The organism is Pseudoalteromonas sp. APAL1 (assembly GCF_021532475.1).
GTDB lineage: Bacteria > Pseudomonadota > Gammaproteobacteria > Enterobacterales > Alteromonadaceae > Pseudoalteromonas > Pseudoalteromonas lipolytica_C.
Genome location: NZ_JAKGAW010000043.1, coordinates 17796 through 36908, shown reverse-complemented (window position 1 = coordinate 36908; position 19113 = coordinate 17796). Strand labels below are relative to the sequence as shown.

Genomic DNA, 19113 nt, shown 5'->3' with positions numbered 1-19113 from the left:
TGATGAATTTAAACGCTACTTTGGCGAAACATTAGTAACCGGCTTTGCAAAAATATTTGGTCACCCTGTCGGTATTGTTGCCAACAACGGCATTTTATTTAGTGAATCGGCGCAAAAAGGCGCGCACTTTATTCAACTATGTGCGCAACGCAAAATTCCTTTGGTGTTTTTACAAAATATTACTGGCTTTATGGTTGGTAAAAAATACGAAGCCGAAGGCATCGCCAAGCATGGTGCGAAAATGGTAACTGCCGTGTCATGTGCTGATGTACCAAAATTCACCGTATTAATTGGTGGCTCGTATGGTGCAGGTAACTACGGTATGTGTGGTCGTGCATTTGAACCAACCATGATGTGGATGTGGCCAAACGCCCGTATCTCTGTAATGGGTGGTGAACAAGCAGCTGGCGTTCTTGCACAAGTTAAACAAGACGGTTTAGCCCGTAAAGGCGAAAGCATGACTGATGAGCAAGTCAGTGAGTTTAAAAAGCCAATTATCGAGCAATACGAAAAACAAGGTCATCCATATTACGCCAGTGCCCGCCTTTGGGATGATGGCATTATCGATCCTGCTGATACCCGCAATGTATTGGGGCTTGCCTTAAGTGCAGCTAAAAATGCACCAGAGCGCGATTCGCAGTTCGGCGTATTTAGAATGTAATGGAGGCCTTATGTCAGTAACACTCGAAATAACAAAATCAAATGTGGCTGTGCTGGTACTAAGTCGCCCTGAAAAACACAATGCATTTAACGAAGAAGTCATTAGTGAGCTGATCCGTTTAATTGAACACGCAAACAGTTGCGATGTGCGCGCACTGGTTTTAAAAACCGAAGGTAAGCACTTCTCTGCAGGTGCTGATTTAAATTGGATGAAGTCGATGGCTGGCAATGACTTTGCTGAAAACTTAGCGGATTCAATGCAGCTGGCAAAGCTTATGAAAGTCCTTGCTATAAGCCCTCACCCTACAATTTGTGCCGTACAAGGTGCTGCATTTGGCGGTGCGTTAGGCTTGATTGCCTGTTGTGATATCGCGATTTGCCAAGACGATGCGCAATTTTGCTTAAGTGAAGTAAAGCTGGGTCTTATTCCTGCGGTTATCAGCCCTTATGTCATTAAAGCTATTGGTGAACGCGCTGCACGTCGTTACTTTTTAACGGCTGAGATATTCGACGCTCATACAGCCAAGCAACTGGGTTTAATTCACCAGATCACCGGCGATTTGCAAACAGCGCTCGACAAACATTTACAAAACCTTGTCAACAATGGCCCTATTGCAGTTAAAGCAGCAAAGCAGCTTATAAATGATGTGGCTGGCAATGTAATTGATGATGCACTTATTGAGTTAACCGCAGAACGCATTGCTCGCATTCGTGTATCTGAAGAAGGCCAAGAAGGCCTAACTGCTTTTTTTGAAAAACGTGCCCCTAACTGGCAGAAATAGGAACCATTATGACAACAAAATCATTGAAAAAAATTCTCGTTGCCAACCGTGGTGAAATTGCCTGCCGAGTTATGCGTACAGCAAAACAAATGGGCTTAACAACGGTTGCAGTGTATTCAGATGCTGATAAACATGCCCAGCACGTAAAGCTTGCTGATGAGGCGTACCATATTGGTCCTGCACCAAGTAAAGATTCGTACTTAGTGGCAGACAAAATCATCGATGTTGCAAAACAAGCAGGTGTTGATTGTATTCACCCGGGTTATGGCTTTTTATCTGAGAACTCTGACTTTGCGCTTGCGTGTGAGAAAAATGATATTGCCTTTATTGGCCCACCAGCATCTAGCATTGAAGCCATGGGCTCAAAAACCCGCGCTAAAGAAATTATGCACCAAGCGAATGTACCTTTGGTACCTGGTTATTATGGTGATAATCAAGATACTGAGTTCTTACAAGCTGAAGCTGAAAAAATTGGTTATCCCGTACTTATTAAAGCTGCCTTTGGTGGCGGTGGTAAAGGTATGCGAGTTGTTGAACACGCAAAAGACTTTATCAGTGCTCTTGAAGGTGCAAAACGTGAAGCAAAAGCTGGTTTTGGTAACGATTTAGTACTGTTAGAGCGCTATGTCACCAAACCTCGCCATGTTGAAGTACAAGTTTTTGCAGATAGCCATGGTAACTGTGTGTACTTAGGCGACCGTGACTGCTCTTTACAGCGTCGTCACCAAAAAGTAATTGAAGAAGCCCCAGCTCCGGGTTTATCTGATGCACTTCGTAAAGAAATGGGTGAAGCTGCGGTACGTTGTGCCCAAGCGATTAACTATCGCGGTGCAGGTACGGTTGAGTTTTTACTTTGCGGTGATGAATTCTTCTTCATGGAAATGAACACCCGTTTACAAGTAGAGCACCCAGTAACAGAAATGGTTACTGGTGTTGATTTGGTGAATTGGCAAATCAACATTGCGGCAGGTGAAGCATTACCACTTAGCCAAGCAGATATTCAACTGCAAGGTCACAGCTTTGAAGCGCGTATTTATGCTGAAGATCCAAGTAATGACTTTATTCCGTGTTCTGGCCACATTGATGCTCTATTTACACCGAACGAATCTGAATTTTTACGTATAGATACAGGGATTGCAGTGGGTGATGAAATCAGCCCATTCTACGACCCTATGATTGCTAAGCTAATTGTTCATGACGATAACCGTGAGGCAGCGCTTGGGCGCTTATCAAAAGCACTAGAGCAGTTCCATCTAGCAGGTTTTAGCTGTAACGTTAATTTCTTACATAATCTTGCTAACCACCCTACGTTTCAAGCAGGTGCACCCGATACGCACTTTATTGAAGACCAAGGTGAGCGCCTTGTTGCTAAAAACGAGCAACAGTCTGTTATTGCGACCGTTGTGGCAGCCTATACGTATGCACATCAATTAAAAGGTGAAAGCAGCAGCCCATGGCAACAATTAACAGGCTTTATGCTAAACAGTGACGTTAAAACAACAATTCCGTTTGTTGATTTAAACGTTCATGCTGTTAAGGCCTCAGAAGGCTTTAAAATCAACCTAGATGGAGTTGACTATACAACTTCGGGTAGCGTTGAAAATGGCCTTGCGGACTTAGTCGTTAATGGCGAAAAGGTCGTTGCTCATATTAATCAAACAGACTCTCACATCACAGTGATGTACAAAGCTCAACAAACAGTGCTAGAGCTGATTGATAAACACTATATTAGTGAACACGAAAGTGATGCACTACCACTTGCTGCGCCACTCAATGGTACTGTTGTTAAGCATTTGGTTGAGGTGGGTAGTACGGTTGCTAAAGGTGATGCGGTCGTCATTATTGAAGCTATGAAAATGGAATACACACTCAATGCCCCGCATGATGGTGTATTAACGAGCTATTGCTTTGCTGAAGGTGAACTGGTGAGTCACGGTGATATGCTCGCGATTGTTGAAGAGCCGGAGGCGTAATGGCACTGTACCCTGATTTTGTTCGCATTGTAGAAGTTAGCGCCAGAGACGGTTTGCAAAATGAAGCAGCCGTTAGTACTCAAGATAAAGTCGCTCTTATCAACGCCCTTGCAGATGCTGGCCTTAAAGATATTGAAGCAGGCGCATTTGTGTCACCTAAATGGGTGCCACAAATGGCTGACTCTAGTGATGTAATTAGCGCGTTAAATTTGCCTAATGTTAACTTAAGTGCCCTCACCCCAAATTTACGGGGTGCAGAAGCAGCAAAACAAGTCGACATTCAAGAATTTGCTATCTTTACAGCGGCAAGTGAAGCGTTTTGTCAAAAGAACATTAACTGCTCTATTGATGAAAGTATTGATCGCTTTAAAGATGTGATGGCTTTTGCCAAAGCGAATAACATTCGTGTTAGAGGTTATGTGAGCTGCGTTATGGGTTGCCCATATCAAGGTGATGTCGACTACAATGATGTATTAAAAGTATCACAAAGATTACTTGAGCTTGGCTGTTACGAAATTAGCCTAGGTGACACCATTGGTGTGGGTACGGTGAAAAAAGTCGATGAATTATTAGATTTACTTTTGCAACATATTGATAAATCAAAACTCGCTGTACATTTTCACGACACCTACGGGCAAGCGCTCACAAATATTTACACCGCCCTAAGCCGCGGTATAGCAACGGTTGACAGTGCTGTTGCAGGCCTTGGTGGTTGCCCTTATGCCAAAGGCGCGTCAGGAAATGTTGCCACTGAAGATGTAGTTTACTTACTACAAGGGCTTGGCATAGAGCATGGAATTGATTTAGAAAGACTGGCTAAAGCTGGTTGGGCTATTTGCAGTGCATTAAATAAACAACCTGTCAGCAAGGTATCACTTGCTCTAAAGAACACTCAGAATAATTAAGGAGTAGGCTCATGGCCGGTTTCGATAAAGTGGTTTCAAGTTATGAAGCTGCAATGGAAGGTTTAAAAGATGGCGATACTATTATCGCTGGTGGCTTTGGCTTGTGTGGTATTCCTGAGGGACTTATCAGTGAAATTAAGCGTAAACAGACTAAAAATCTAACCGTTGTTTCGAACAACTGCGGTGTTGATGATTTTGGTTTAGGTGTTTTACTTCACGATAAGCAAATTAAAAAAATCATCGCTTCTTATGTGGGTGAAAATGCCCTTTTCGAAAAACAACTACTCGATGGCGAAATTGATGTAGTACTAACACCGCAAGGTACACTCGCTGAGAAGATGCGTGCCGGTGGTGCGGGTATTCCTGCGTTTTATACTGCTACAGGTTACGGCACTCCTGTTGCCGAAGGTAAAGAAGTAAAAGAATTTGATGGTCGCCCGTATATCTTAGAAGAATCAATTACGGGTGAGTTTGCCATTGTTAAAGCATGGAAAGCCGACCGCTACGGTAACCTTGTATTTCGTCACACAGCAATGAACTTCAACCCGATGGCCGCAACAGCAGGTAAAATTACCGTTGCTGAAGTAGAAGAGATTGTTGAGCCAGGTGAACTTGAGCCAAGCCAAATTCATACCCCAGGTATTTATGTTAATCGCGTGATCAAAGGTAACTTTGAAAAACGCATTGAACGTGTAACAACTCGCGATTAAGGAGCAATAAAATGGCATTATCACGTGAACAAGTTGCAATGCGTGTTGCACAAGAGCTACAAGATGGCTATTACGTAAACCTAGGTATTGGTATCCCTACTCTAGTAGCTAATTATGTACCAGAAGGCATTGAAGTCATGCTACAGTCTGAGAATGGCCTACTAGGTATGGGGGCGTACCCAACTAAAGACCAAGTTGATGCAGATATGATCAATGCGGGTAAAGAAACCGTGACAGCAGCTACAGGTGCGGCGATATTTAATAGTGCAGATAGTTTTGCCATGATACGGGGTGGTCATGTAGACTTAACAGTATTAGGTGCATTTGAAGTTGACCAGAACGGTAACATCGCATCGTGGATGATCCCAAAAAAGCTAATTAAAGGCATGGGTGGCGCGATGGACCTCGTTGCTGGCGCGAAGAATATTATTGTTACGATGACTCATGCAAGCAAGCATGGTGACTCTAAGTTATTAGAAAGTTGCACTTTACCGCTAACTGGGGTTAACTGTGTAAAGAAAATCGTAACTGATTTGGCCGTACTAGAAGTTAAAGACGGCGCATTTCATCTAATTGAACGCGCTCCGGGCGTGTCAGTAGATGAAATTATTAGCAAAACGGCAGGCAAATTGCTTGTTGAAGGTGATGTTCCAGAGATGGTTTTTTAAACCACTCACATCCCATGTACCGACCTCATTCCCAGTGCCAATGGCGCTGAGTTACCCAAAATCCCTCGCAAGAGGGATTTTTTTTATCTCTTAGCTACAGAACTTTTGCACCAATTTGTCACACAAATGGTTTAAAATGCCCTAACTTTGTGAGGTGAAAGTCTTTGAGGCTTAGGGTGTTACCTGTTTCAGAAAAATGGTAAAATTCACAATCCACAATAAAAGTAGATTAAACAATCAATTACCGAATGTTTTTTATGCGTTTATGCAAAGATTAGCTATATTTATTTTTTACTCTCTTACTTTTTACATTTTGGGATAATAATTGCTTAGCAGTTAGTTAACTAATAAGCGCTATCGAGACTTACTGAAATTAACTATGCAAACACCTATTCGTGGCTTACGCTCATTTTGTTTTGCTGCACGTACTCTTAGTTTTAAAGATGCGGCAAACCAACTTTACCTTACGCCTTCTGCCGTAAGCCATCAGATCAAACAATTAGAAGAACAATTGGGTATTGAACTGTTTGAACGTCAAACCCGCTCAATTCGCCTGACAGCTGCAGGTAAGAATTTTTATGACTCTGTGTCACCGCTTATAAAAGCGCTTGAAAAAACCATCAACGAGTTTAGTCAATTACAAGAGAATGTGACTATTAGCATCACACTGCCTGAATTTTTCGCCAGTGAACTTTTAATGCCGAAGCTAAGTGAATGGACTAGTGAACACCCTAATACTAACTTACAGCTTAATACCTTAAAAACGCGTAAAGAGCTGACTAAGCAAAGTGATTTATCGATAGTATTGTCTTCGTCTAAACCGCATGAAGGCGTTGTACATGAGCTGTTTTCGCTATCGTATACACCAGCATGTAATAAAGAAAACTGGCAAGCATGGCAAGAAAACCCATTTCAGGCCTTAAACGAAGTACCTCTTATACTTCACAAAGCGCGTCCTTGGGCTTGGCACCAATGGGCAGAACATGCCGGTGTAGAAGACTTCGCACCAAAGCAAATTATTCAGGTTGATAGTATGTTTGGTGTGGCACGTGCAGCGCAACAGGGTATGGGTATTGCCCTAATCCCCTTACCGATTAGTCAGACTTGGTTTGATGAGCAATGGCTATTTAATTTCACTGATATGCCATTAAAAACCAAAGACAAATACTACTTAGTGCAACATGATCCTAGCGAAACAAATGCACAGCTAGAGCTGTTTATTAAATGGATGATTGATACTTTTAAACATCTAAAATAACAAATGATCACGACCCTCAACTTCATTGAGGGTCTTTTATTGCTAATTTAGCTTTTAGACTTGGTTACTAAAATACTTACTTTATTTTCACCAATTTCAAAAGACGCCTGTTTACCATACTCCACAATAAAAGAAGGTGTAAAATAGCTACCAGCGAGTGTGATTGATGTTTCTACAGCTGCCGTATTATTTTGTTGTGGTATCACTGTAACTTCATAACTAAACCCCTCACCTATAGAGATGGTCGCAGGTTGTTTTTCTTCCACCAGCATTACTGGCGATGCTAGTAGCTCATTCGCTTTATAAACAGATGTTTCAACTTGAAAGCTATCAGCTGCGAAGCAACTTGTTGATGCTAAAAATACGCCTGCGACTAAACCTAACTGTTTGTACATATTTATTTCCTTATCTCATTTATAGGGTTTATCCGTAATTAATATCAGTTAGTACGTTTATTTCATACACGGAAATTTCTGAATCTATAACTATGTCTATTAAAGCTCTCGGTAATAAACATCGATAGTATGTGATATTGCTTCATAACGGTTATTTTCATGTTTAAAACAGGCTTTGCGTAGTTCCTTCTCTTCGTAGTTTTTACCTGCTACTACGACTTGATCTAAAGTTTGTGAACTTGCACAGAATTGCTGTTTTGAAATTGTTTCTATTTTAACTGATTCAGCTTTTGAGCGTGGCAATGAACTAGGCTTTGGGTTTTGCTTCATGCCCTGAAGTAACTGAGCTTTAGTAACTGGTAAAGTATCTGACCCTATGCCTGGAATATGCAATGTTTGTCTAATCGTATAGTTTTTACTTAATAATGGCGTAAACAAAGATACATCGTTGCTCAAATAAGCCTGCTCAAAATTAAGATAAACAGCGACTTTATCTTCAGCTGCATTGGCAATAACAGGCCCTAAAAGTAACAACGCAAATATCAGTTTCATGGTTATACGCTTATTCTAAATAAATTAAGTCATCAACTATACATACCACCTTAAAGTACCGATTCAGTCATTAATAAACAACAATTTGTTTGTTTTGCATACTCAGCCCCTTTATTGTTCGTTAGCGTAAACTTTAGCTATTTAAACCCCGTGTCTACTTTATCGGGGTCAGATCAGACGGCTTACGGCTTTAAGACTAACTCACTAAATTAGACTAAAGTCTATAGGTTAAATTTCTTCATCTATTAGGTCATTTTTTATCGTTTGTTGAATTTTCGCTGTTCAATTAAAGTTCATTTGTCGGCGATTGATACCGATTCAAATAGAGGAAAAGATTATGTTTAGTACACTTATGAAACGCGTTGCACTTAGCTCTTTATTAACTTGTTCAGCTATGGCAGTGGCTGATCAGAGTGACTACAAATTGATGGTAATTGACCAATCTATCACTGCTGATATTGCAGAAAACCGTCAATACGAACAAGCATTTAATGACTGTGCTTTAAGTGTTAAAGAGAAAAAATTCTCTGAAGCTGAAACACTTTGCTCAAAAGCAATCAGCTTACTAAGTACAAGTAAAGTACCTAGCTATAAACGTCGCGAATTAACATCATTTACGTTAAGTAACCGTGGTGTTGCTCGCATCATGTCTGAAAACGACACTGCTGCATTGTCTGACTTTTACGAAGCAGTACAAATTTCAGGTAACGAGTTAGTAGAGCACAACTTAACTCGTGCTAAAAAGAACTTAGCATTATAATAAGTTCTCACAGAATTGTGTTGTCTCAAAACCCAGCTTCGGCTGGGTTTTGTCGTTTATGTGTCATTAGTTTTTATTTTTGCGATTCTATTAATGAGTCAAGCTCATTCAGTAATAGTTTCTCTACGGTATTTTTATCCAATTTCGCCAATTCTTCTAAGGTGTAATTTTTGCCAATTTCTTTAGCTAAAATATACCCTAGGTAATAACCTCTTCGGTATGGCAGCTTTGTCTCATCATTACTGAAATTAAAAAATGAAGAATATATATCAGGGTTCCTAGAGTAATACTTTTTCTTAAGATCAGTAAGAGAATAAAGCAGTCTGGAGCTTACGTTTTCAACCATATTGTTAGGTATGTTTAGCATCAATTCATCATTATTCGAAGACGGGTTTAACTGATGTGAAACGTAAGTAGCTAAACCCTCTGTCCAAATCGAGCACCATAACTCATCTTTACATTGGAATAATTTTTCATGGTAAACATGAAATAACTCATGATGAAAAAATGGCGTATCATTTTTCCAAGTATGGTATTTGGCCATAAGATCTACACCAAACATTAAGTAAGACTTACCGTTCAAATCACGTGTTGCACCATTGAATCTTCCAAGCGAGTGAAGTATGTAAATGGGTGTTTCAGATTTAAATTCAGGGAAAGTGATAATAAATGACCCCATACTGCCATTTAAATCTTTAGATAAACGCTCATTTTTTGATAGATATACTTCTTCTATTTCACTGAAACCCTCAATGGATTTAGAAAAATTTTTATCACCATAAAATGCCGCAAATTGAGAACTGAAATGTTGTGAAAACTGCTCTGCTCTCTTTTCTTGGTTCAGAGTTTTGTTTGACTGATATAAAGAATAAAAGTCATCGGCAAGGTTAATTACCTCGAAGTCTGCTGACTGCTCTTTTGCAAGTGGCTTAAATGACAGCACACCAAATATGAAGCTAGAGAGTAAAAGAAATTTAGAGAATATTTGCATAATTATAGTCAGAATTATTTGTTAGGTTAAAGTCGAATATGTTGAAGATTCGATAAATCATGTCTAAGTGGTTGGTTACTCTGACAATGCCTGTTTGTAACTTAAATCAAAGTTTTTGAGTAACTGATTCAGGTAGTTCAGGTTTATCTGGTTAGGTTTAAAACTTTGCCCTTTTTCTATATTTGCAATGTGTTTTTTTAGCTTTTCTTTGTCTTTATTCCAAAAAGCAATGTTCCCTAACACAAAGTCATTCCAATACATTTTTGAGGAAGTTAAATCTTCGTGCGGATCCAATACTTTTTTAGCGTGAAAAACCGCTTGTTGATAATCACCCGCCAAGCCTTCCATTTGAGCCAAATGCCACGTTAACGAGCTTTCTTTTGAATTATTATGAGAAATAAAACGTTTTATCAGAATAGCGGCTTCAGCATGGCAACCTGATTTTTCTAATAACCTGAACCCAGCATCGTATGTCTGATCAAATTGCTGGTATGTAAGGTTCAAATCGTCTTTTAACCTTTCTTCAAGCGCTACTTTACAATCTGCAAAAGCAAGATTTGATATAAATAATAACCCGATAGATAAAATTCCTGTTTTCAAAATTCTGTCCTTAAATTTGCTAATGTCTGTTGAGGATTACACTGCAATCAGCGCTAAGTTCACAACGAACAAAGTGTAGTTGTTTTTATGTAACCTTTAAGTTGTTGTTACTTTTCTAGATCATGGTAAACATTTGGATTCCAAATTTGCATAAACATCTCTGGATTTTCAATTGGTAGAAAACCATATTGCGCGTACAAACCATGCGCATCTCTTGTTGCCAATACCATACGCCTTAAGCCTTGAAGCTCTGGGTGAGAGACTATGCTCTCAACAAGCCACTTGCTCAAACCTTTGCCTCGATGGCTCTCTACTATGAATACATCAGCAAGATAGGAAATGTTGCTTTGTCTGTTATGAGGCGGGCAAAACCTATTTGATAATCATGGCTATCATAAACACCAAAACAAAACGAGTTTGCAATGGCTTTTTCTAGCGTATGTTTTGGTATTCCTGACGCCCAATAGCTTTTTGAAATAAAACCGTAAATCACTTCAAAATCGAGGTCAGTTTTATCTGTGCTGATTTTATATCCTTGCACCAGTATTCCTTTGTGATGTTAACACCTGTTATTTAAGAGGATTAGTTTTAACAAAGTTACTAACCGATTGCTACATATATAATTAAAACGCTTTTTTAACAGGATATAGCCTACTAACACAAACACTACCACAACGTAAAACCATTACATTGTTATTAAATTTAACAATAATAGATTTGCAGGTTGTTTATAAGGGGCTTTAATACGCCCCTCTTTTTAATGAATTTTTACAAACGCTTTATGAGTTGATCTACTTTTGCCACAACAGGCCATGCTGAAGATTGAAAATTCCCCAAAACAACTAGAATATAGCCTTTTTCTTGATACATATTTAACCTTGCTGTCATGCCTAAATGGGACCCATTATGACCAACAGTTGTATTCCCTGCTGAACTTCTCACAGAGAAACCATATCCCCAGTTTGGTGCATTTAGCTCAGGTTTTGCTGATAAGGCTTTATTAGAGAGTTCACGACTTACTAGTTGAGCATTTTGCATTGCCATGGCGAATTTGTGTAAATCGCCTACAGTTGAATAACCTCCGCCTGCAGGTCCCCCTTTTACCGATTGAAACATCAAATTTTCAGTTACTTGACCAGTTTCGACAGAAAACCAATAATTACGGGCAGTATTTTTGACAGGCACATCTAAGTCATAACTTCCGCTTTGTTGCATGTTAGCTTTTTTATATACATTTTCATTTATGTAATCATAGTAATTTTCACCAGTTACATTCTCAATCACCTGACCAAGTAGAACCATACCCGTATTGCTGTAACGCCATTCAGTTCCGGGTTCAAATGTAGCGTCAATTGAACTGTATAAATGTTGGATATCTTTAAGAGAGCGCACCTTATTTTGTATCTCGTCATAGCCAGAAATAATACCAATCCCTGATGTATGGCTTAATAAGTGTCGAATCTTAATTTTGCTAAAATCACCTTTCCCCAAAATGCTTTTATCAATAAATTTAGTGAGCGGATCATCAAGCGATACTTTGCCAGCTTCTATTAGCTGTAAGATAGCGACGCTAGTAAACATTTTGTTCATTGAGCCAATTTGAAACTTCGTTTCTAAGTTATTTTTCACATCATAGCGACGTGAAGCAAAGCCATATGCAGCGCTAAACAAAATGTCATTATTTTTAGCAAGTAATACCGTGCCAGAGAAACTACCTCTTTGCGCCAGTTTATCAGTATAAATTTTGATCTCTTCAATAAATTGTGACTCAGTTAAAGAGCCTTTTGAACCTTGGTTTTGTGGAGTTTCTTCAATAGACCACCCTGTTATTGCTTGAAATTGGTCATCATTAAAAAATAACACTACTTGATGCTGCATATCTGTATTCTTTGAATAAACTTTACTTATATGACGGATGCGATTAGTTGACGTATCAAGTTCTGTAGAAATAACACTCAACTCTCCATGAAAAAGCGCAACATTCATCGAATACCCAACATAACGGTCTTTACCTTTACCCTCCCAGCGTGCAAGAGAATTTGGCGAGAAGTTCTTTACTACAAATTTTTCGATCTCATCTAAATCTTTAGTGTTTAAAACCGTAATAAATTGACTTGCCAATTTGTTATAGTCTACCTCTTTCATTGCATGTGCTTTATGGCTAATAAAACACATAAAAAATATGAGCATTAGTAAATATCGCTTCACTTTACATTCCTTTTATTGTTTATTGAATAATATGGCGCTTGGCCTTTCGATACTTTTACTTTTGCGAATAACAAAAAGCGATGAAGTAGTGATTAAGAAAAGCTTAAGAAAACATTAAGCTGAAAATAACTAATAATAACAAATGGATAACTATCAACTTGAGTGAAAGTAAATTATCAAAACAATTTTTTCTTAATGACTCTTTGGTTAATTTTGAGACTGGCGAAATTCAAACAGATGGTAAAGTTGTTGTTGTAGAGCCTAAGGTGATGGCACTTCTTGAAGTATTTTCGCAAAAACCACATCAAGTGTTATCAGCCGAAATGCTTTTTGCTAATGTTTGGCCACATGCTATTTTCAGTCCTAATTCAGTTCGCAGAAATATTGCTTTGTTAAGACAAGCGTTATCCGATGAAGAAAAGCACATTATAAAAACACACCCAAAGCGGGGCTATAGTCTCGAGGCTGAAATACGTTTTCCTGATGAAAAAACGAGCACTCCATTAGCAAAAATACATCAGATAAAAAATACAAAACTAGCACTCTTAATTATCCCTGCTTTGTTTATCATTATCTTCCTTTTCAATTTCCTTAACGAAGATAAACACATTTCTTTAGAAGATCTTAAGCCTATTACTGCAAGCAATGAAAAAGAGCGTTACCTACAAGTTAGTCCTGATGGGCGTTTTATGGCTTATATACAAAATACCAATCGTCCTAATAAGCGAAGGCTTTTAATCAAAGATTTACAATTAAATTCATATAAAGAATTATGTACAGACTTAAAAGCGTTTACCTACCTTGCATGGGATACAGATACAAATACGCTTGTATATTCGTTTCAAGATGAAGGGAGTATTTCATTCAATCGACTGCAACTAGATACAGAAGCGAACGTGATCAGTGAAGAAAAACTCTTTTCTCGTACAGATATAACCTGGAACAGCTTGTTTTTTATAGATGAACAAGAAAACCTTTTCTATTTAGCAAATCAAAACAGTTCCGAACACAGCCGTAATGTAAGCCTATATCGACATAACTTGATTACTGGCCATTCTTACGAAATTCTTCAACCAAATGATGATTTCAAGCCCTACAAGCTCGCTTTATCACCTAACCAGAAACAATTAGCGATAATTGGCTTCAATGAAGATGCAATCTCGGAGGTAAAACTATTAAATTTATCGAGTTTTAACCTTGAATCAGTCGGTGAAATTGATCATAACTGGCACTTTATGACTTGGTTTAACGATGGTGACTCTTTGTTATTGAGTAATGGCAGTGAGTTAAAACAACTTGAATTAAACGGCCAATTAACGACTCTTAATTTTAAAAGCTATAACTTTTTGATTTATCCACAAATCGTTAAGGACAAACTGTATTTTATTGAGGCTAAGTCTGATCAAGATATTTTGATTAGCGCTTTAGATTCACTCTCTACTCCTATAAAAATCGTAAACTCTAATACCATTGATAAAGAAGCTGCACTTTCACCTGATGAAAAACTCATCGCCTACATGTCAATGAAAAATGGACTTCCACAACTTTTTATTAAACATATTGAGACTGAAGAAGAACAATTATTGTTCGTTAACACTGAGCAAGAATATGCTTTATCAAAACCAATATGGGACCCCTCTGGAACACTTATCGCAAGCAGTATTAATAACAAACCATTTCTTATTAAGCTAGAGGAAGACCAGTTCGCAATCGAATGGTTAAATGGAATCATTGGGTATCCAATCGGGTGGTATAAACAGTCAGATGCTATTTTGTTTGTTGATAAGAACACTCACAATGATGAAATAGTTAAATTTGATTTAGTTACTGACGAAATAGTGTCATTAAAAACGCAATTGAAAGATAAAGATATTTTTTTAAATGATAACGACGAATTACTGAGTTTTTCAATTGGCCAAGTAATCACTGCTTCTGGTATCAATCTATTTGATAATACGCATTTTATTTCAAGCATTTACCCTATTAAAAATGGCTTCTATTTTCAATACAAAGAAAACGACTCAAGGACAATGAATTTTTACGATTATGAACTAGGTGTTCAAAATTTAAGTATTGATTTTGAAAAGTTTTGTGCGGATTTATGTAGTCAAATAACTGCTATAAGCGGTAATACTATCTTACTCAAAGAACAAACTGATACAGCAGATATTTTAGTTTTGAATATTACATTAAATAAATAGCTTCAATCATAACTAGCTGATCTAGAGTATGTGTTTTCAACCAAACTGATAACATCAGTACATAAATAGCATTCACAAAACAAAGCTTATTGTGTTTGAAAGTAATTTTCAGACACTCTCCTCTCTAATTTTCCCTACTAAATTGCTGATAACTGAGTAATTACTCTATAGATTAAATTTCTTCATCTATCAGTTCTAATTTAATCGTTTGTTTAGCTTATAGGAATATTTTAAAGTTCACTCGTTGGCAAGAAACACCAACTTATTCAGAGGAAAACTATCATGTTAAAAACACTTGTAACCACTATTGCACTTAGCTCTTTATTAACTTGCTCAGCGATGGCAGTAGCCGACCAAGCTGATTATAAACTGATGGTTATTGAGCAAGCTCAAACAAACGATAATGTAAGCAATGAATATGAAACTGCATTCAACCGCTGTGCATTAAGCGTAAAAGAAAAGAATTTTTCAGAAGCTGAAAACCTATGTACACAAGCGATTTCACTTCTAAACACAAGTAAAGTACCAGGTTACAAACGCCGTGAATTAACATCATTTGCGTTAAGTAACCGCGGTGTTGCACGCATCATGTCAGAAAATGATACAGCTGCAATCTCAGACTTTTATGAAGCAGTTCAAATCTCAAAAAATGAACTGGTAAATCATAACTTAAACCGCGCGAAGCAAAACTTAGCGCTGTAATAGTTAGCCCAACCAAATTGTTGTCGTAAGCCCGGTCCTTGTGTGTTCTGACTGGGCTTTTTTTTGTCTAAAATATACACTCAAGCCACCTACCCAATAAGATATTTTTTTTCATCTAATGGGTGTATTTTTGTCGTTTGTCAATCAGTAACACTGTTTCTAAATTAATAGAGTAAGTGATGTACTTACATTATTAAGGAGATAAACAATGTTCAAGTTCATACCTCTCAAAACCATCTTGATTACCTCACTTTGCATGAGTTCGAATTGGGTGTTAGCAAATGATATCGACTTTAAACTAATGGTAGTGGATGACGAAGCCTCATCCATTGCGATTATGCAAGGTGACTACAATGCTGGTTTAGTAACGTCTGCTGAAGATTCAGCAAATCAATATATAGCGCCTTTTAATCGCTGTGTTGCAAGTGTAAAGCTAAAGCAGTTTGAAAAAGCTGAAGCTGACTGTACTGAAGCAATAAGCCTATTAAAAGAGATTAAAGCATCTCGATTTAAACGTAATGAATTAACGTCGTTTGCATTAAGTAACCGAGGTGTCGCGCGATTTATGGCTAATAATGATACGGCAGCAATTGCTGACTTTTATGAAGCCTCAAGACTCGATGATAATGAATATGTATCATTTAATTTAAATCGCGCAAAACAGGAATTAAAATTGTGGTAATGACTGATTCTAATGCTGAAAAACCAGCCATAATGGCTGGTTTTTTTGTATCTGCGTTAAATTTGTTCACGTGGCACAAAATCAAGCACTGTTGCATTAATGCAGTACCTGTCTTTACCTCTTGGCCCTTCACCAGGGAACAAATGACCTAAGTGAATACCTGAGCTTTTTGATTTAAGCTCAATGCGCTGCATGCCATAACTGTTGTCTTCATGCATTGTCACACTGTCTTTTACCGGGTGAGTAAATGAAAGCCAACCGGTTCCCGAATTAAACCTATCTCGGGTATCAAAAAGCGGCGCACCACTTAGCTTATCAACAAAAATACCATCCGGTGTGTTTTTAAAGATATCGTATTGTTTACAAAATGGGCTATCTGTTCGAGCATGGAATGCAACTCTAAATGCTTCACTATCACCTAATTTAAATGCCCCTAGCGCTTTATAAAACTCATCTTTACTCACATAACCTTGACGGCCATATACCTCTTCGCCATTTTCTATAAATAATAACGTGGGGGTTGCCCATGTTGGGGTTTTAATCGTTAAGCCATCAAGCTGATCTGCATGGCGAAAAGTCATTGGAATTGTGCCTTGATAATTATTTGCGACCTCATTTTTAAACTTTTCACAGTATGGGCAATAGCCTTTAGCATCTATCACGACTATTTGCTTATTGGTTAATAAGGCCGTGTTATCAACTTGCTGTTTTTCTACTGGCGTAAAAACAACCCCTGTTGAGTGATCAGGACAATAGCCATTAGGGTTTTTCTTTAAATAATCTTGATGATAGTCCTCTGCCGCATAAAACGAATCGAGAGGTTTTATCACAGTTACAATCTTGCCGTAGCCTGCTGCGGTTAATTTGCTTTGGTATTCATCTTTAAGTTTATTCGCAACTTCTAGTTGCTCATTATTACTTACCAAAATTGTTGAGCGGTATTGAGTGCCAATATCATTGCCTTGGCGATTTAACTGAGTTGGATCATGATTTTCAAAATAATATTTTAATAATTCTTCTGTCGTTAACTGATTACTGTTGTAAGTCACTTTAACAACTTCTGCGTAGTTATTTTCATCAAATCGACGTGCGCTACGCGTTATGTTTCTATAGGTTGCTTTAAAACCATGCCCATCGGCATAACCAGATACCGCGTCTAAAACACCACCAAGTGCTTCGTATCGTTTTTCGGCTCCCCAAAAGCAACCAGAACCAAGCACAATTGTTTCAATATGTCCGGTTGCGTTGTCTGGCATCTCTTGCGCTATTGTATGATTCATGGTGAAAATGGCACTGCAAGTGAATAATGTCAGTAATATCGACTTAATTGTCATACTTATTTCCTCGTAAAAGCCTGTAATAGAGCAGACCGAGTAATCCTATTTATTATTTCACCTTAAACGCATGCAAACGGCTGTTCACCGCTAACAATTTAACTCTTAAGCCTATTTACGGTAAAACACAGCTTTTTAACATTGGGATATTAAAAATGAGAATTGCACACAGTTTGTCTGCTCTTGCTCTGGGTATAACACTTGCTACGCAAGTTAATGCAGCAGAGTTCACTTTTGCAAAATCGATTCAACCGAAAGACAACACATTAGTGTTGTTTTTAGACACAGATAGCCAAGTTGCTAACTTTAATTACTTAAAACCAGAAACTCAAAACCACTTAAATAAAGTTATCGAATTTAGTGACTTTAAAGCGGGCTATGGCAAAACATTAGAAGTTATTGCACCAAACGGCAGCGAACACCAACGTATTGTGCTTGTAGGCTTAGGTGAGCAAGCTGAACTTAATGCAGCTAAAATGGCAAAGCTTGGTGGTAATGTTCATGCAAAATTACAGTCAGCAAAACAAGCAACTGTGAGCCTTGATTTTTCAGAGCTTAAAGATAGTGAAATCAATGCTAAATACGCTGCTGAATTTGCACATGGTGCTAATTTACGTGACCACCGCTTTGAACAATACAAAAAAGAAAAAGATACACATGTAGTTAACTATACTGTTGATGTTGAAAATTTAGACCAAGCGGTCAAAACCCATAAGTTACTACAAAGCATTGAACAAGGTGTCTTTTTAGCGCGTGACTTAACTTCAGAAGTTGCAACTGAGATGACGCCGTCTGATTTTGCAAAAGCCGCACAAGAGTTAAAAAAATTAGGCGTTAAAATTACCGTTTTAGAACCAAAACAAATTAAAAAATTAGGCATGGGTGCGTTAGAAGCTGTTGGCCGTGGCAGTGAAGAAGGTTCGCGTTTAGTTGTTGCACATTACCAAGGTAATAAAGACACCCCAATTGCATTGATTGGTAAAGGCATTACCTTCGACTCTGGTGGTTATAGTATTAAAACAGGTGCTTCGATTGCCCGCATGAAATCAGATATGGCAGGCGCAGCAGCAGTACTGGGTACCGTTAAAGCAATGGCACTTGCAAAAGCAGATACCAACGTAGTGGCTGTAATGGGTATGGCCGCAAATATGGTATCACAATTCTCTGTAGCGCCTGGTGATGTTGTTCGAACAGCTGAAGGTTTAAGCGTTGAAATAGTTAATACAGATGCCGAAGGCCGTTTAGTGCTAAGTGATGCAATGTGGTATGCCCGCGACAAGTTTAAACCAAGTATTATGATTGATGTGGCTACATTGACTGGCTCAAAAATCGGTGCTGTAGGTAATGAATACGCAGCGGTTTTCTCTGATGATGACCAACTTGTTGAGCAACTTACAATTGCAGGAAAGCAGGTTAACGAGAACTTATGGCGCTTACCACTAGGTTACGAAGATGCACTAAAATCGGATATCGCAGACCTTAAAAATATTGGTTCGCATGGTCCAGGTGCAACGACAGCAGCAAGTTTCTTACAAAACTTTGCTGGCGATACCCGTTGGGTTCATATCGATATTGCTGGTAATGCACTTAACAGCAAAGCTAAAGATGAGTTAGCTGAAGGTGGCACTGGTTATGGTGTTCGCTTGTTATCAAACTGGCTTTTAAACAACGCTAAGTAATAACACATCGCAATACGCCAAGCAGCTGTAATGATTTTATAACTGCTTGGCAA

18 protein-coding genes and 1 pseudogene are annotated in these 19113 nt (G+C 38.3%); 12 read left to right on the top strand and 7 right to left on the bottom strand.

Annotated elements, in window-relative coordinates:
- From L1264_RS17275 to L1264_RS17245, 7 genes are all read left to right on the top strand, one after another.
- Positions 1-661: carboxyl transferase domain-containing protein (locus L1264_RS17275; RefSeq protein WP_328256249.1), on the top strand; the 661-nt coding region annotated here is incomplete at its 5' end.
- 10 nt (positions 662-671) lie between these two features.
- Entirely contained in the window at positions 672-1442 is a 771-nt protein-coding gene (locus L1264_RS17270) for an enoyl-CoA hydratase/isomerase family protein (RefSeq protein ID WP_199526471.1), read from the top strand.
- A gap of 8 nt (positions 1443-1450) precedes the next feature.
- Entirely contained in the window at positions 1451-3415 is a 1965-nt protein-coding gene (locus L1264_RS17265) for an acetyl/propionyl/methylcrotonyl-CoA carboxylase subunit alpha (RefSeq protein ID WP_235404290.1), read from the top strand.
- On the top strand, positions 3415-4320 hold the full coding sequence (locus L1264_RS17260) for a hydroxymethylglutaryl-CoA lyase (RefSeq protein WP_199526469.1): 906 nt from the start codon (positions 3415-3417) through the stop codon (positions 4318-4320). Before L1264_RS17265 ends, L1264_RS17260 begins: the two co-directional genes overlap by 1 nt.
- An 11-nt stretch (positions 4321-4331) precedes the next feature.
- The gene (locus L1264_RS17255; protein ID WP_199526468.1) at positions 4332-5030 is read left to right on the top strand and encodes a CoA transferase subunit A; all 699 of its coding nucleotides are present in this window, start codon (positions 4332-4334) and stop codon (positions 5028-5030) included.
- 11 nt (positions 5031-5041) lie between these two features.
- Positions 5042-5698, top strand: a complete 657-nt coding sequence (locus tag L1264_RS17250) for a 3-oxoacid CoA-transferase subunit B (RefSeq protein WP_062564432.1) — start codon at positions 5042-5044, stop codon at positions 5696-5698.
- A 379-nt stretch (positions 5699-6077) separates the two neighbouring features.
- Entirely contained in the window at positions 6078-6956 is an 879-nt protein-coding gene (locus L1264_RS17245; protein ID WP_135924646.1) for a LysR family transcriptional regulator, read from the top strand.
- 47 nt (positions 6957-7003) lie between these two features.
- Here the strand turns inward: L1264_RS17245 and L1264_RS17240 are convergent, their stop codons facing one another.
- Positions 7004-7351 carry a hypothetical protein gene (locus L1264_RS17240; RefSeq protein ID WP_199526467.1) on the bottom strand — a complete coding sequence of 116 codons (348 nt, stop codon included), beginning with the start codon at positions 7349-7351 and terminating at the stop codon, positions 7004-7006.
- A 99-nt stretch (positions 7352-7450) separates the two neighbouring features.
- Positions 7451-7903: a hypothetical protein gene (locus L1264_RS17235; protein WP_199526466.1), complete on the bottom strand. Its 453-nt coding sequence runs from the start codon at positions 7901-7903 to the stop codon at positions 7451-7453.
- 337 nt (positions 7904-8240) lie between these two features.
- Between L1264_RS17235 and L1264_RS17230 the strand changes: the two genes are divergently transcribed.
- Entirely contained in the window at positions 8241-8663 is a 423-nt protein-coding gene (locus tag L1264_RS17230) for a hypothetical protein (protein WP_135924653.1), read from the top strand.
- A 73-nt stretch (positions 8664-8736) separates the two neighbouring features.
- Here the strand turns inward: L1264_RS17230 and L1264_RS17225 are convergent, their stop codons facing one another.
- The 4 genes and pseudogenes from L1264_RS17225 to L1264_RS17210 all read right to left on the bottom strand — a co-directional run bounded on the left by L1264_RS17225 (position 8737) and on the right by L1264_RS17210 (position 12462).
- Positions 8737-9654: a DUF5700 domain-containing putative Zn-dependent protease gene (locus tag L1264_RS17225; protein ID WP_199526465.1), complete on the bottom strand. Its 918-nt coding sequence runs from the start codon at positions 9652-9654 to the stop codon at positions 8737-8739.
- A 75-nt stretch (positions 9655-9729) separates the two neighbouring features.
- On the bottom strand, positions 9730-10254 hold the full coding sequence (locus L1264_RS17220; RefSeq protein ID WP_199526464.1) for a hypothetical protein: 525 nt from the start codon (positions 10252-10254) through the stop codon (positions 9730-9732).
- A 107-nt stretch (positions 10255-10361) separates the two neighbouring features.
- A pseudogene (locus L1264_RS17215) lies at positions 10362-10795 on the bottom strand (GNAT family N-acetyltransferase).
- A gap of 227 nt (positions 10796-11022) precedes the next feature.
- Positions 11023-12462 (bottom strand): serine hydrolase domain-containing protein, encoded by a 1440-nt coding sequence (locus L1264_RS17210; protein ID WP_235404288.1) that lies wholly within the window; start codon positions 12460-12462, stop codon positions 11023-11025.
- 158 nt (positions 12463-12620) lie between these two features.
- Here L1264_RS17210 and L1264_RS17205 point away from each other — a divergent pair, with 158 nt between their 5' ends.
- The 3 genes from L1264_RS17205 to L1264_RS17195 all read left to right on the top strand — a co-directional run bounded on the left by L1264_RS17205 (position 12621) and on the right by L1264_RS17195 (position 16047).
- The gene (locus L1264_RS17205; protein WP_235404286.1) at positions 12621-14663 is read left to right on the top strand and encodes a winged helix-turn-helix domain-containing protein; all 2043 of its coding nucleotides are present in this window, start codon (positions 12621-12623) and stop codon (positions 14661-14663) included.
- Positions 14664-14945: 282 nt separating this feature from the next.
- Positions 14946-15365 carry a hypothetical protein gene (locus L1264_RS17200; protein WP_135924667.1) on the top strand — a complete coding sequence of 140 codons (420 nt, stop codon included), beginning with the start codon at positions 14946-14948 and terminating at the stop codon, positions 15363-15365.
- A 208-nt stretch (positions 15366-15573) separates the two neighbouring features.
- Positions 15574-16047, top strand: a complete 474-nt coding sequence (locus L1264_RS17195) for a hypothetical protein (RefSeq protein ID WP_199526461.1) — start codon at positions 15574-15576, stop codon at positions 16045-16047.
- Between the two features lie 56 nt (positions 16048-16103).
- Here L1264_RS17195 and msrA read toward each other — a convergent pair whose 3' ends face one another.
- On the bottom strand, positions 16104-17327 hold the full coding sequence (gene msrA / locus L1264_RS17190; protein WP_235404293.1) for a peptide-methionine (S)-S-oxide reductase MsrA: 1224 nt from the start codon (positions 17325-17327) through the stop codon (positions 16104-16106).
- Positions 17328-17536: 209 nt separating this feature from the next.
- Between msrA and L1264_RS17185 the strand changes: the two genes are divergently transcribed.
- Positions 17537-19060 carry a leucyl aminopeptidase gene (locus L1264_RS17185; RefSeq protein WP_199526459.1) on the top strand — a complete coding sequence of 508 codons (1524 nt, stop codon included), beginning with the start codon at positions 17537-17539 and terminating at the stop codon, positions 19058-19060.
- Positions 19061-19113: the final 53 nt, after the last annotated feature.

Coding starts and splice junctions, on each gene's coding strand:
- L1264_RS17270 (WP_199526471.1), top strand. CDS start 672: ATGTCAGTAACACTCGAAATAACAAAATCAAATGTGGCTGTGCTGGTA.
- L1264_RS17265 (WP_235404290.1), top strand. CDS start 1,451: ATGACAACAAAATCATTGAAAAAAATTCTCGTTGCCAACCGTGGTGAA.
- L1264_RS17260 (WP_199526469.1), top strand. CDS start 3,415: ATGGCACTGTACCCTGATTTTGTTCGCATTGTAGAAGTTAGCGCCAGA.
- L1264_RS17255 (WP_199526468.1), top strand. CDS start 4,332: ATGGCCGGTTTCGATAAAGTGGTTTCAAGTTATGAAGCTGCAATGGAA.
- L1264_RS17250 (WP_062564432.1), top strand. CDS start 5,042: ATGGCATTATCACGTGAACAAGTTGCAATGCGTGTTGCACAAGAGCTA.
- L1264_RS17245 (WP_135924646.1), top strand. CDS start 6,078: ATGCAAACACCTATTCGTGGCTTACGCTCATTTTGTTTTGCTGCACGT.
- L1264_RS17240 (WP_199526467.1), bottom strand. CDS start 7,351: ATGTACAAACAGTTAGGTTTAGTCGCAGGCGTATTTTTAGCATCAACA.
- L1264_RS17235 (WP_199526466.1), bottom strand. CDS start 7,903: ATGAAACTGATATTTGCGTTGTTACTTTTAGGGCCTGTTATTGCCAAT.
- L1264_RS17230 (WP_135924653.1), top strand. CDS start 8,241: ATGTTTAGTACACTTATGAAACGCGTTGCACTTAGCTCTTTATTAACT.
- L1264_RS17225 (WP_199526465.1), bottom strand. CDS start 9,654: ATGCAAATATTCTCTAAATTTCTTTTACTCTCTAGCTTCATATTTGGT.
- L1264_RS17200 (WP_135924667.1), top strand. CDS start 14,946: ATGTTAAAAACACTTGTAACCACTATTGCACTTAGCTCTTTATTAACT.
- L1264_RS17195 (WP_199526461.1), top strand. CDS start 15,574: ATGTTCAAGTTCATACCTCTCAAAACCATCTTGATTACCTCACTTTGC.
- msrA (WP_235404293.1), bottom strand. CDS start 17,327: ATGAATCATACAATAGCGCAAGAGATGCCAGACAACGCAACCGGACAT.
- L1264_RS17185 (WP_199526459.1), top strand. CDS start 17,537: ATGAGAATTGCACACAGTTTGTCTGCTCTTGCTCTGGGTATAACACTT.